The sequence below is a fragment of the Oceaniserpentilla sp. 4NH20-0058 genome (assembly GCF_040371755.1).
In the GTDB taxonomy this organism is placed as follows: Bacteria; Pseudomonadota; Gammaproteobacteria; order Pseudomonadales; family Oceanobacteraceae; genus Bermanella.
Genome location: NZ_BAABWE010000005.1, coordinates 89,341 through 103,827, shown reverse-complemented (window position 1 = coordinate 103,827; position 14,487 = coordinate 89,341). Strand labels below are relative to the sequence as shown.

General features: G+C 42.7%; 10 protein-coding genes. 6 read left to right on the top strand and 4 right to left on the bottom strand.

The annotated features are described in order from the left end of the window. Positions 1-15: 15 nt before the first annotated feature. Genes ABWV45_RS08465 through ABWV45_RS08450 form a run of 4 tightly spaced genes read left to right on the top strand, consistent with a single transcriptional unit; the run spans position 16 to position 8,847 of the window. On the top strand, positions 16-1,032 hold the full coding sequence (locus ABWV45_RS08465) for a hypothetical protein (RefSeq protein WP_353350625.1): 1,017 nt from the start codon (positions 16-18) through the stop codon (positions 1,030-1,032). 8 nt (positions 1,033-1,040) lie between these two features. Continuing rightward, complete coding sequence (locus ABWV45_RS08460; RefSeq protein ID WP_353350623.1) at positions 1,041-1,505, top strand: hypothetical protein; 465 nt, start codon at positions 1,041-1,043, stop codon at positions 1,503-1,505. A 55-nt stretch (positions 1,506-1,560) separates the two neighbouring features. Then, the gene (locus tag ABWV45_RS08455; protein ID WP_353350621.1) at positions 1,561-2,709 is read left to right on the top strand and encodes a hypothetical protein; all 1,149 of its coding nucleotides are present in this window, start codon (positions 1,561-1,563) and stop codon (positions 2,707-2,709) included. 36 nt (positions 2,710-2,745) lie between these two features. Beyond that, a complete protein-coding gene (locus ABWV45_RS08450) occupies positions 2,746-8,847 on the top strand; it encodes an OmpA family protein (RefSeq protein WP_353350619.1) in 6,102 nt (2,033 codons plus the stop codon). Positions 8,848-8,862: 15 nt separating this feature from the next. Here ABWV45_RS08450 and mobA read toward each other — a convergent pair whose 3' ends face one another. Then, positions 8,863-9,435: a molybdenum cofactor guanylyltransferase MobA gene (mobA, locus tag ABWV45_RS08445; RefSeq protein WP_353350617.1), complete on the bottom strand. Its 573-nt coding sequence runs from the start codon at positions 9,433-9,435 to the stop codon at positions 8,863-8,865. Positions 9,436-9,572: 137 nt separating this feature from the next. Between mobA and trhA the strand changes: the two genes are divergently transcribed. Continuing rightward, the gene (gene trhA / locus ABWV45_RS08440; protein ID WP_353350853.1) at positions 9,573-10,214 is read left to right on the top strand and encodes a PAQR family membrane homeostasis protein TrhA; all 642 of its coding nucleotides are present in this window, start codon (positions 9,573-9,575) and stop codon (positions 10,212-10,214) included. Positions 10,215-10,247: 33 nt separating this feature from the next. Here the strand turns inward: trhA and ABWV45_RS08435 are convergent, their stop codons facing one another. From ABWV45_RS08435 to ABWV45_RS08425, 3 genes are all read right to left on the bottom strand, one after another. Continuing rightward, positions 10,248-10,892: a DsbA family oxidoreductase gene (locus ABWV45_RS08435; protein WP_353350615.1), complete on the bottom strand. Its 645-nt coding sequence runs from the start codon at positions 10,890-10,892 to the stop codon at positions 10,248-10,250. A 90-nt stretch (positions 10,893-10,982) separates the two neighbouring features. Then, the gene (gene can / locus ABWV45_RS08430) at positions 10,983-11,627 is read right to left on the bottom strand and encodes a carbonate dehydratase (RefSeq protein WP_353350613.1); all 645 of its coding nucleotides are present in this window, start codon (positions 11,625-11,627) and stop codon (positions 10,983-10,985) included. Positions 11,628-11,721: 94 nt separating this feature from the next. Beyond that, positions 11,722-12,465: a HesA/MoeB/ThiF family protein gene (locus ABWV45_RS08425; RefSeq protein ID WP_353350611.1), complete on the bottom strand. Its 744-nt coding sequence runs from the start codon at positions 12,463-12,465 to the stop codon at positions 11,722-11,724. Between the two features lie 82 nt (positions 12,466-12,547). On the opposite strand from ABWV45_RS08425, the gene ABWV45_RS08420 reads away from it, so the two are divergent. Next, a complete protein-coding gene (locus ABWV45_RS08420; RefSeq protein ID WP_353350609.1) occupies positions 12,548-14,398 on the top strand; it encodes a hypothetical protein in 1,851 nt (616 codons plus the stop codon). The last annotated feature ends 89 nt before the right edge of the window (positions 14,399-14,487 follow it).

Here is a 14,487-nt window from a genome sequence, read left to right as displayed (position 1 = left end):
AAAAAGGAAAGGCACATGAAACAGCTCGTTAAAATTGGGGGATTACTAAGCGGCATGATGATGCTTAGTACTCTATCACATGGTGCAGGAACGTCCGCTGGTGTCAGTATTGAAAACCAAGCGAGCGTAACCTATCAAACTGCCAGTGGCGGTGTAACAAATGACTCAGCTATTGTTGCTTTCACTGTACAAGAGTTAATCCGATCTACCCTTGTAAAGCTGGACGCCAGCAGCGTTAGTGTAAGCTCTCCGCAAACAGAAGCGGCGATGAAATTCCGTTTACAAAACGATGGTAACGGCGATGAAGGCTTTGTCATTAATGTCTCTCAAGATTCTGGTGATGATTTTGACGTAACTGTAGGTAGTTATTATATCGACGATGGCGATGGTGTATTAAATACTGCATTAGATACCTTGTACGACAACAATAATCCACCTGTCTTAGCCCCAGATGCCTCACTGGTTTTGTGGGTAACCGCAGATATCCCTGGCTCTTTATCAGATGCCGATCTTGCTAACTTGAATGTGTCCGCCGTGTCTAGAACCTTTGTCGCTGACGGCCAAACCGATCCAGCAGCAGGTGCAGTGGTTAATGGCGCTGGTAGTAGCAGCCCAACCACAGATGCCGTAAATGCAGAGGCAATTACCTCTGTTACATCTAGTTTTGTTGTGACAGATATAGATGTTGCAATCAGCAAAGCCATAAGTGCTACCCGCGATAACTTAGGTGGTGGTGCAGGTAATCAAGCGGTTCCTGGTGCCGAAGTCGATTACATATTAACAGTAACTGTCACCGGAACTGGCACCGCCAATGATGTAGAAGTAACCGATGATTTACCTATTCAACTTCAACTTAAAGATGGTACCTCATCAGGTGTGATTACTGTTGGTGGCGTGGATAGAACCGCAAGCGGTGCAGATTCTGATGGCGCGTCATACGATGCCAATACCGGCTTAATTACAGTTGAGCTTGGTAATATTAATGCTGGTGATCCTAGCATCGACATCGAATTCACCACTGTCATTCAATAGGAAGGAACATGAAAAAACTCTTAGCCATTATATGTTTGCTTCTTCCTACTTTTGCTATAGCACAAGTGGAGCTAAAGACTGACATATATAAAGTGGTTGAAACACAAAGAGACAACGGCACCAGTAAAGTTGAATGGGTTGAGGCAAAAAACATCATCCCAGGAGATAAAGTAGGTTATCGCATACATGTGAACAACAATAGCGATGAAACGGCTGATAACTTGGTGCTTAACAATCCAATTCCAGATAACACTGTGTATGTGGATAACAGTGCCCGTGGGGCCAGCAGTAAAATCGAATTTTCAGTTGACGGTGGTAAGCAGTACGGTCTACCAGAACAACTGTTTATCACTAGGGAAGGCAAAAAATTGCCAGCCACAGCAAAGGACTACACCCATGTGCGCTGGACCCTTCTATCACCTTTAAAAACAGGAGATGAAAGTTCAGTGCAATACGTCGTACAAGTAAAATAGTAATAAATTAACTTAAAACCAACGTTAGAGAATAAAAATTTCAAGGGAGAAACCAATGAAATTCAATACACAACTTAAAGCCTTAGCGGCAGCCACGGCCATTGGCCTAAGTGGCCACGCAATGGCAGAAGGAACAGCCGCTGGTACTGTTATCGATAACACAGTTACTTTAGGCTACACAGTTAATACGGTTGCACAAACCGATTTAACTCAAACAGCTGACTTCACTGTTGATACAAAAGTAAACTTCACCCTAACCATGGATGAAACAGCAACAATCAAAGTGACCCCAGAGGGCACTAATTACGTTGCAGGCTACACACTAACAAGCACCTCGAATGACACATTGGGCTTTGCATTAACCCTTGCAGATCTTGCAACCGGTAACCAAACTATTGACTACGGTACAGTAGCGGATACCGTAGACCTAGGTGCTGCGGTAGCTGTTTATGCTGAAGATGGAACCACAGCGGGTTATCAATCTGCGGAAGACACAGCAACACTAGTGACTAACCTTGCAGCTGACGACGCTATTGCGCTTTATGTTGTTATTGCAACTGCTCCAGATGCGACTAGCTTAAGTGATGGGGATATTGCTGCGGTTTCTTTAACGGCTGATGCAAAAGAAGCGGATGGCTCTACTAACCTTACAGACAATGCCGCTGATGCATTTATTGAAGATACTCAGCAAGTGGTTATTATCACAAGCTCACTAACTGAAAATACTGCATTCGAAGTGGAATCTGCGAAATTCACAGACCCTGACGACGTCACAGATACCAACAAATTCACATTGACTGTGAACGTGATTAACGATCCAATCTGTGACACAGACCTAGACGCTGATACCACTAAAGTAGACTACTCAAGCGGTACTCCTGATTGCCCAGATGCTGCAGCAACCTACATTCCAAAAGCCATCCCAGGTGCAATGGTTGAATACACTATCAAAGCTAAAAACAGCGGTAGTCAAGATGCTGATCTAGTTAACTTCTCTGTGGATCTAGCCACCGTTACTGATGACGATCCAGATGTAACATTTGCTTTAGTACAAACCACTCTTCGTAACGAAAGTGCTACGTTCTCAGATGGAACAGTGACACCTGACCTTTCAGCTACGACTAACAACGTTCTGGATGTAGATGTATCTAGCTTTAAAACTGGCGAAGACATCGAAATCACTTTCACTGCGATCGTGGAATAATCCTGAGTGGTAGTACGTAGTTACTCAGTACCAGCAATGGCTTCGGCCATTGCAACCTCTACCCAAGGTGCCCTAAGCGCCTTGGGTAAAGGTAATAGCAAAAACACTGTTGCGAAATCTCGTCGCGGTGCTTTTGCTATTGCCTTTATAAGCAGTTTATTTTGTCAAACCAATGCAAGCTTTGCAGAAACACCTAGCAATACCCTTATCGAAAATACCGCCTTCATAAACTTCGAATTCAATGGTGCGGCATTACAAGCACAAGACAGTGAAAGCTTTATTACTGCAAGGGACAGCTCAGGTGCTGGTACACCTTCGGTTATTACTTTGATGCACAACAGCATCGATTTTTCTGCGCAATATCAAAAAGCAAAAGAGAGAGAACTGTGCGAGTCAAATAACACATGCGACACAAATAATTTTAGGCGCAGCAATGGAAACTCTCAGAACCTAACCACTGGTTCGTTCAATAACTCAAGTAATGCTTTCACTACCCGCGCAAGCTCAGATGGTAAATCCCTTTCTGGTGATTTTATTGTGGCTCAGGGCCAATGCGCCAGTGACTCTCAAGGTAATGGCTTAATCTCACAACCAATCCCTAAAAACTACCAAGGGCAAAGTTTAACTCTACCAAGTGTACTAACCTTAAACAGTGATGATTACTTCAAAGTAGGTGACACAATATTTGTTCACCTAAAAGATTTAGACCAAAACTTAGATCCAACTCAAATTGAAAACATCATTGTCACTATTATCAGTGAAAACGGGCTTGACCAAGAAACCATTGAGTTAACCGAAACAGGCAACAGCACAGGGTTCTTTACTGGTTATATTCAAACCATTAATACCCAAAGTGCAACTCCACAAAACCACGACTGCCAACTATCAGTGACCAGTGAATCCAGTATTCAAGCCAGTTATCAAGATAAATTTGATAGTTTAGATTTAGTACGTGCCGGTGCTTTATTCGACCCAACCAGTTATGTGATCAATGCAGATACTGGCGAGCCAATTAACGGAATTGAAGTCTCGTTATTTGAAAGTGATGGAGTTACTCCTGCATCCATTTTAAGTGATGAAGGTGGGGTGTTCCCAAGTACCGTTACCACTGGTAGTACTGTTTCAGTTGTAGGCGCTGACAGCAATACCTATACCTATGGTTTTCCGCAAGGTGGTTTTGCGTTCCCTATCTTAGCAGGCGGTGATTACATCGTTAAAATTGCAGAAAGCCCTTACCATGACTTCCCTATAGCAGATACAGTCTCGTTAGATGATATCCCACAAGGGCCGTTTAATTTTGATGAAGAAGGCAGTCGTGGCCGTTTATTTACAACGGGTATTACGTTTCAAATGGATCTACCACTGCAACCAAAAGACAACACCGTATTGCTAACCAAAACTGCCAATAAATCTCAAGCAGGTGTGGGTGAGTTAATTCAATACAACATCAAATTACAAAACTCTGAAGTTCCTGGTACCAATGTCAATATAGTGGACACCCTTCCACAGGGGTTTCGTTATGTACCGGATAGTGCCCGTATTGACAATACAATAGTAGCTGACCCAAGTATTTCCAGTGATGGTCGTACCCTTACCTTTAATGTTGCAAACATTGCAGTTGGTCAAACCTTGAACCTTCGATACCTCACCCGTGTAGGTGTCAGTACGCCTTTAGGTAAAGCTACCAATACGGTCGCATTAGAAGATCAAGAAGACATCATAGGTGAGGCCCCTTTAGCGGCGAATGTGGCGACTCGTGATGTAGAAATTAAAGAAGAGTTATTCAGTGATGCCACTCGTTTGTTTGGCCGTGTTTACATCGGCGACTGTGAAGGCAACGTAGAACAAGAAGGCATTGCTGGTGTGCGTATTTATCTTGAGAACGGTACATATGTGGTCACAGATGAAGACGGCCTATGGCATATTGAAGGCCAAGAAGCCGGTACACACATAGTTCAACTAGATACAGAAACCTTGCCACGCTATTTAGACCAAGTGGCCTGTGATAACTATGGTCAACATGCAGGTCGTGCTTACAGTCAATTTGTAGATCTTGAGAAAGGTGCAATGTGGCGTACTGACTTTATCGTCAAGCTTAAGCCGCCGAGTAAAGGGGAAGTCATTCAGCGTTTAAGCAGTACGCTAGAGCTCATTAGTAAGGAAGAAAAAGCAACCTTGCCAATAGATTCACCGGTTCTACAGAAAATTAAGTACAACCTTGATCTAACAGGATCAGAGGTTATCTTAAAAGACCTTCGTAGTTTAATCATGCTGCCAGACGGGGTGATTTATAAACAAGGCTCAGCACGTTTTGACGGTAAAGAAATCGCCACACCTAAACAGTATGACGGGCAAACTTATCTTTTCTCCCTCAACGACCCGGGGAAAAACTGGAAGCACACTTTAGAATTTGAAGCCTATATTGGGCCAGATGCTCAGCCTGGTGAGCTTACTACCCGCTCAGTGGCCATGTTTAACTCACCAAGTCAAAACAACCAAAGAACCCCGGTAGCCTTTACTAGCGCCCTTTTAGCTCTGGTGCCTGCCGATAATCAGGTGCATAAACCAAAAGAGGCACCTAAATTTAGCTCCTTTAGTGAGTCCCTTAGTGAAGCTGATAAAGCGTCGATGGTTGAAGTTATTAAAAAACTAAAGGGGTTAAAAGACTTACGCATAGAAGTTATTGGTCACACAGACGATGTCCTTATTGCTCGTCGTAGTCGTCATATTTTCAAAAACAACAACGAACTATCTATGGCTCGTGCGCGAAGCGCTGCCAACTATTTAATGGAGCAACTAAATATAACACCTGAACAGGTGACGATTGCTGGTTATGGTGCTAACAAGCCCATTGTTGCCAATACCAATGATAAAAACCGTGCACTTAACCGTCGTGTAGAAGTAAATATTCTAGGTGGTACCAACGCCATGAATATTGCACAAGCCGACAGCGGCAAACAAATGGTCGTCACAACAGGGGTGGCACCGGGTGGCTTTGACTTCCCTGTGGAAGCGACCGCATCTGGTCCAATTCGTAATGTCATCACGATGCCCACATTTGATAAAGCATTTTTAGCTCAAACCAATAACCAGTTTGAATGGTTATGGCCAACTGACGGCTATCTGCCAAATATTCCAGCAACAAAAGTAGCGATTAAACACCCTATTAATAACAGTATTCGCTTAGTACTGAATAATCAGCCTGTAAGCGAATTATACTTTTTAAGCCGTGAACGATACTCAGCAAACCAATCAGCTGTAAGTATGTGGAGTGGTTTAGATCTAAAAGAAGGTAATAACGTATTTATCGCCTCATTGGTAGACGAAAACGGAAACATCATCAATCGAACTGAATTTGAACTGCATTATTCTGGCTCCCCAACTAAAGCCATTATTGTTAAAGAAGAAACCAAAGCCGTTGCTGATGGTGTAATCGCCCCTGTCATCGCTGTTCAGTTACTTGATAAAGACGGCTACCCAGTGCGTGATGGCTTGCAAGGGGAATTTACCGTAGACAGCCCGTACAAAGCACTGAACCCCAACAAAGATCAAGTGCAGATCACCCGTAATGAATACAAGCCTAACTACGAAATAAGCGCTGATGGTATTACTTACATCACCCTAGAACCAACCACTCAAGCAGGTGAAGCGGTGATTCGCTTCCCATTTGCCAATGAACAGAATGAAGAATTACGTGTATGGTTAAAACCACAGGCTCGGGACTGGATGTTAATTGCATTAGGTGAAGGGACCATAGGCTATAAAGATATCAGCGGCCATATCGAGACAGCAAAATCCCACGATCACAAAGAAGGGTTCTATACCGACGGTCGATTAGCGTTATTTGCAAAGGGTCAAATTTCAGGGGACTGGTTATTAACCGCAGCCTATGACAGCAGTAAAGAAACCACGACACCATTTGAAAAACTATTAGAGCCAAACAAATACTATACGTTATATGGCGATAACAGCTCCCAGAAACTGGATGCCTCTATGGAAGGCAAGTTATACCTGCGTATTGAAAAAGAGCGTTTCTACAATGTGTTTGGTGATTACAGCACCGACTTAAACAACACAGAACTAAGTGATTACTTAAGAAAATTCCATGGTATTCAATCTGTATTCCAAGGTGACTTAGTGTCGTTTAACGTTTTTGCTACCGAATCGGCCCAACGCTTTGGCCGTGATGAAATTCAAGGGGATGGTACATCAGGTCTGTATCGTTTATCTGACACAAACATTATTTCAAACAGTGAAACCATTAGCATTCAAGTACGTGACCGCTTCCGTGATGAAATCATTGTTAGTGAATTCGAGCTAACCAAAGACTCTGATTATAATATCGACTACATAAACGGCACGGTATTCTTTAAGTCTGCAATTAATAGTACCGACGAAAACCTTAATCCCCGCTACATTGTCGTTAATTATGAAACCGAAGACGGCGACGCTAATGATTTAACCTATGGTGGCCGTGCAGCGATTCATTTGATGGATAAATCCTTAGAAGTAGGTACCACCTTAATAAGCGAAGAACTTGGCACTGACAGCCGTACGTTGAACAGTATGGATTTACGCATGGAAGTTTCCGACAATTTGGAAATTATCGCCGAGTCTGCTATCACAGAAAATACCACATCAGGTACTAAGACCAGCGCCAGTGCAAACTATTTAGGTGTGGATTACCGTGGCGAACAATTACAGACAAAAGCCTACATCCGCACAGAAGAAGCAGGGTTTGGTTTAGATCAAAATAACAAAAACCTAGAAAGTACTGAAAAACTATCTGTTGAAGGTAATTACTACCTCACCACACAAAAGTACTTTTCTGCACTAATAACCGATCAAAACCAATTAGATAGTAACCAGCGCTTTAGCTTAATGGAAATCAAGCTAAATAATGAATACGAACAGGGTCGCTATCACTTAGGTGCTCGTATCGCAAAAAATGAAAGTAGTACTGCTGACACTGAATCCCAACAGTTATTAGCGGGCAACACATATAGTTTTATGCAAAACCGCTGGTTAATGAGTGCTGACTTAGAGTTAAACATCAAGCGTGACGAAGAAGTCTACGACCTACTACGCTTAAGCAGTGATTTTAGGTTGAACGATCAAGTTACTATTTTTGCAACCCATGAAACGGGGTTTGAAAGTGAAGCACCAGTGCGCAGCGTAGCGGGCGTACGTGCCACCCCTTGGCAAGGTATGCAACTAACCAGTAGTGCTGAACAAGTAGAAAGCAAGGACGGCGAGCGCATATTCGCTGTGCATGGTTTGAATCAAGAAATCAACTTGAACGAACACTGGCAGGTTAGTTTTGGCTTTGATCAGTCACAAAATCTTGAGAACAATGTGGTTGTCCCTCAAGATAGCACCATCACCAATCTGCTTGACAGTAGCAATGATTTCTATGCTGTCTCAGCTGGCTGGGGCTATCGAAGCCCTACTTGGCAATGGACTAACCGCGCTGAGTATCGTGAAAGTGATCTAAATGAAAAAATTAATATGACATCTGGTTTATACCACCCCATTATGTCAGGCCTTGCTTTTGGTTTAAGCGGCATTTATCGCAGCGATGAAAGCGATACAACTGAAACTCTATTTAAACAAATTGAGTTTGATATTGGCTTGCGTCCTTTAGGCAGTGGTTTTGCTTGGTTGAACCAAACTAAATTAATTCACGAAACCAATAATATATTCGGTACCCTTGACTCAACATTATCCAGCGAGCGTTTAATAAATAATACTCATATTAATATGCGCTGGACTAAGATGCAGTTAAGTGGCCAATACGGTTTCAAATATATTGACGAAACCATTGATGGATTTGATTACTCTGGTTTTATCGATTTAATTGGTGCGCAAATTCGTCGCCAATTTAGACCTAAATGGGACTGGGGCTTCCATGTTCAGCGCTTGTTTGATTACGAGCTTGATGACAGCCAGCATAGCTTTGGAGCCAGCATTGGTTATATTCCAAAACAAAATACATGGGTAAGTGTAGGCTACAACTTTGCAGGGTTTAGTGACTCTGACTTTGATGCCGCCGCCTACTCCGCTCAAGGTATCTATTTGAAACTGCGTATTAAAGCTGACCAAGATAACCTCAGAGCATTAAAAGCCTACTTCAACTAGTAGATGTGGCGATTATTAACTTGGCCAGTCATCTTTTGAGTTGATGTTAATAAATTGCTCTGAGTTTTGGCTGAAATCTACTTCCACTGGGGCCACGCTTTTTAGCCATTCTCCAGTTCTTCTTTTCCCTGAAAGTAAATACATTAGCAGGCTCTCTTTGTGTTTTTTATGCAACAGTGTATGTAAATACTGTCGGCGCTCGCCATCAAACACGACACACGAAAAGGCTAATTGATCGCTGGCTGTTTGCGTCATTTTTTCAAGATAATTCGTCGGTAGTTTGGGCGTATCACACGGACTGAATAACAACCAATCTTCTGTGGCCTTCTCCATGGCACTTAAAATACCTAATAGCGGTCCAGCCCCAGCTGGAATATCAGGGTAATCCACATCTTCAAATGTATTAAACCCCAAGGCTTCATATTCACTTTGGTTTTGATTGCAGTTTAAAAGTAATTCTTGTGCACCTTCAAAACCTTTTGCTACCTGCACCACCATAGGCTCGCCAGAAAAAGGCATTAAACCCTTATCTTGACCCATACGGCGGCTACTACCTCCGCATAAAATAATGCCACTGACTTTTAGCATGCTATTTCTCTAACCTAAAACGAACGTACTTCTATTATCTCAAAAATCGCGCTAACAGTAACATCGATTGCGTTGACAGTGAAAATAAGAACAGGTCTAATGGCCCTACATTCAGCGAACAAGTGTTTACTCAAATTATGTGGAAACGTCACCTAAGAGAACCGTTTTCTGGACTTAGCCACCTATTCGGCGCCCTTATGTCGTTAGCAGCCATACCTTATATGCTAACCCACCTTCCAGAAGAGAACTTCGCCAGTTATTTAGCCAGTTACCTCGTCTTTGGCATCAGCATGTTTATGATGTTTGCCTCTAGTGCTATCTACCACCTAATGGAAATCAGCGAAGATGGTATTCACACGTTAAAGCGTGTGGATCACATGGCTATTTATATAATGATTGCTGGCTCTTACACCCCCTATTGCCTAATTGGTCTAGAAGACAGCCAAGCATGGTGGATGTTTGGCATCATTTGGGGAATTGCCAGTGCTGGGGTGCTACAAAAAATCTTTTGGATGCATGCTCCAAGATGGTTTAGTACCTTACTGTATTTGGGCATGGGCTGGATTAGTTTGTTTGTATATGAGGCACTTAGTCAGTCGTTGTCAGCAGGAGCCATTAACTGGTTATTAGCAGGTGGTATCAGTTATAGCGTAGGTGCAGTTGTGTACGCTACTAAGTGGCCAAACTTCCATCGATATTTTGATTTTCACGACTTTTGGCATGTATTTGTGCTTGGTGGCGCCACTTGTCATTTCATCAGTATTGGCGTGTATTTATAAAGCAAGGCGAAGCCTTGCTTATATTTTGAAGACCTACTCTTTATTTGCGATTTCAAGCAAGGCTTGCTTGAAGCTCTCGACTGGCTGCCCGCCACTAATCAAGTACTTTTGATTCACAATAAAAGCAGGAACAGATTGAATCCCCATTGATTTAAACTGCTCTTCTTCTTTTTTTACTTGTTCGATTAGAATTGAATCACTTAACGCCTGCTCTGCTTGCTCACGTTGAATACCCACTTCTTCACATATATTAATCAATACAGATGAATCACTGATATCCAAGCCTTGAGTAAAGTACCCATTAAACAAAGCCAACTTCAGTTCCGTTTGTTTATTCATTTGGGCCGCCAGCGTTAGCAGTACATGACAATCAAAGGTGTTGTAAATCCGAGAGCGCTCACCAAAGTTAAATGTTACCCCAGCTGCTTCACCCGCTAATTTTATGCGTTCTTGATTAACCTTACGTTGCTCATTAGTTAGACCATATTTTTCCACCAAATGCTCTCCAATATCTTGACCTTGTTTGGGCATATGGGAATTAAGCTGAAAGGGGTGCCAATTGATTTTTGCTTGTAAATCCGACTTTACCTGCGAAAGGGCAGTATTTAAATTGCCATAACCAATGGCGCACCAAGGGCAGACTACATCGCTGACAATATCAATTTGAAGGGTTTTCATGATAGCTCCGATAATGCTCAATAATGCAATTGAACGTGAATCGGAGTCTTTTGACCAGTGCCGTTATCGCAACACTGTATTGTTCATTGTTTATTCTTCTAAACGGTATATTTCACTAAGTTGTTTTGGACTATTAATCGTCACATTCAAATTATTCACCTTACCATCTGACAAGCCATACACCCAGCCGTGCACAGCCACTCTTTGACCCCTTGCCCATGCATCTTGCACAATGCTGGTATGGCACAAGTTATGAACCTGTCTTGCAACATTCAGCTCACATAGTAAGTTAACCTTTTCGTCTTCAGATTGTAATCCACTGAAACGCTTGCGCTGAACATGATACAAGTCTCGAATTTCCAACAACCAGTTATCAATCAAACCCAGTTTTTGATTATTCATCGCCGCACGCACACCACCACAACCGTAGTGCCCAACAACCAATATGTGTTTCACTTTCAATACTTCTACAGCGTATTGCAACACCGACAGCAAGTTCATGTCAGTATGTACAACCATATTGGCTACATTACGGTGTACAAATAACTCACCCGGTAATAAGCCAACAATTTCATTGGCAGGCACTCGCGAATCACTGCAGCCGATCCAAAGATAATCTGGTGCTTGTTGCTGAGCCAGTGTTGGAAAAAATGTTGGGTCCTGTTCATTGATCTCATCAGCCCACTTTCTATTATTTTCAATAAGATCTTGTAAAGACTTACTATCTTTATCCATTACCGCCTCCGCACTTAACCTATTTATAGGCTGCTTTGTACATACTTCGATTCTATCTGTCAGCTTATTTGTCAGTTATTTTTTATGTGTGAAATTAATGTGAACATATGGTGCACTTTTCGTTTTTATTCACATTAAAACACCGCATTGATAAATCTAAACCATCAAACATCCATAATTTTCCCACGTTGGGTAAATTTACTTTACCGATGATTTTTAATGTTTCTAGGGCTTGAAGTACACCCATGGTGCCTACCACTGGCCCTAAAATACCAGACTGACTGCATGTATCTTGTTGATCAGACATATCAGAGTAAACGCACTCATAACACGGTGACTGGGCTTGATTTGCATCAACAACCATCATTTGACCTTCAAATCGAATGGCCGCAGCACTTACCAAAGGGGTTTTACTTTCTACACATAAACGATTGTGTAACATACGTGATGCGCTGTTATCAGTGCAATCTACAACAACATCCATTTGCTTAACCAAATCACGCAACTGACCTTCAGGCAGCAACTGCTCAATGGCATCAATTTGAATCGAAGAATTTAACCCCGTTAATTGCACCTTGGCGGATTGCGCCTTATTCATATTCAGCCGAGCTTCATTATGTATTACTTGGCGATGCAAGTTAGATAACTCAACCCTGTCAGGGTCTAACAGTGTTAAGTAGCCAACCCCAGCGCCTGCTAAATATTGAGCGGCACTTGCCCCTAATCCGCCTAAACCAAGCACCAATACTTTTGCATTGTTAATGCGCTGTTGGCCGTCATAGTCCAGCTGAGGTAACAACATATGGCGGCTATATCGCTCTAACGCTTCATCATTCATGTATTTAAAAAAACCTTACCATTTCGAACTCATTTTTCTGAATTTCACTTTAACATTTTTCTGTGCGGCCGATAGTTATTACATGATGAGAATTCTAATAACTATTACTTTATGGGTAGGGCTATACGGCTGCGGGGGTGCAAGCTCAAGCTCAGGTGTTACCCTAAATGTACCCGCATTGCCTACTCCACCTGTATCACAACTATTGCTACCGGATGATTATGTAGGTTTTTTCATCGGCAGCACCCCATTAGGCACCAACCCCAACCTCGCCACCAGCCAACAGTATTCACAGTTGTTGTACACCTTAGATGACGAGAATAACATCACCCCAGTGACGTTTCTTGATCAAGATGGCCTTGCCATTGATTTAAGCGGTAATGTGAGTTTCACCGATGCAACGAATATCGTGCCCTTAGACATCATGGTCATGAGCCCAGATTACGTCATGCTTGCACTTTATCATCGAGATTTAGACGCCGATGAAGAAAACGATTACTTCAATTTGTTAGTTGACCTAAGAAGTGGCGATGTCGTAAGTGCCCCAGTTGGGCTAAATGTTCAAGGCAACAGTGGCCGTAGCTCCTTAACCCAATTAGGCCGTGACTATTTTCCGCCAGATAGTCGCTGGAATGATACCGATGAGTTATATGTCATCTCCGTTGACTACGAGGCTTTAAATTTATTAGAAGAAGTAGAACTAGAAGACCACGAGGAGCTTGTGGACCATCATCTTGGTGTACCTTGCCCAGCAGAAATCACGGAAACAGATGAAACAGATTCTACGGACACAACAGATACAACGGACGCAACCGATACAACCGACACAACAGACACAACAGATACAACCGACACAACAGATACAACGGGCACAGCAGATACAGTAGACACAACTGAGACCGCCAGTGCTTGTACCAGCCCCACTGGTGGCACCATCAATAATACACAAGAAGACTTACAAACTGAGGCTGACACAGCCACAAATCTAGTCACTTCAAGGGAAGGTACAGCCGCCAGAGCCACCACAGAAGAAACGCCAACCCCTACTAGTATTTATAAAATGAGTTTAGGTTCAGCCAATCAATACAGCTTAGAGCAGGTGAGCCTAGAAGATGATCGCCCTGGGCTTGGACAATTTATTGTGAGCCAATCTGGCATTATGATTTATCGAAACCTAGACGGCGGCGATAATAGTTACCGTGTGCTTCTCAATGACTGTGAAGAAGAAACAGGGCGAGTCAGCACCGTATTACTCGCCCCATACACAAGTTTGATATTAGCCGATGACGAGGCCGGCAACAGCAGCATATTTGAGATTACAGAACGCGGCACCAATAAATTGATATTTAGCTGTAATGGCAATGTTATCAGACAAGCCTACAGTGGATACAGTCAACGCATTGATAGTTTACGCTTACCTTATAACAGTGAAAGCATTAGCTCATACGACTACATCTACCCTTACTTTGTGAATTCCAGCTGTCAAAGTGGACGCTTATTCCCAAGACAAGCGCAAGAGATTGAAATACTCGACCCAATGCCATCCATTCCGGGACTCCCCAGCAGCGACCCTCGTGGTTTAAGAAAAAGCCAAATGTTCGATGGACAACTCTATTGCCTCGGATACGATGCCAGTCTCAGTTTAAGCATTGCAGTATTAGACCCTAGCGTGGCCGAAGATGAATACCGTTTTTTGAACTTTGACTTTGGATTGTGGCTTCCTAACTTCAGTACACTTCACGTTTTATCTAACAATCATGTGATTTTTTCCGGCTCTTCACGAGTAAGCTTCGATATTAAAACCATTATGCTGAATACCGACGGAGAAGAGTTCGATCTAACCGATCAACTTTTAGCATTAGAAGTGGCTCAACAAATAGAAATCACCCCGCCAGTAGGTAACACTTACAGCTCAACCTTGGACGAAGAATAATCAATCCATCAACGAATTAGATTAGCCTAAACCGACCTACTGCAAAAAAACAAAAATAAATCCCTTGCAAGGGGATACATAAGGCCCAA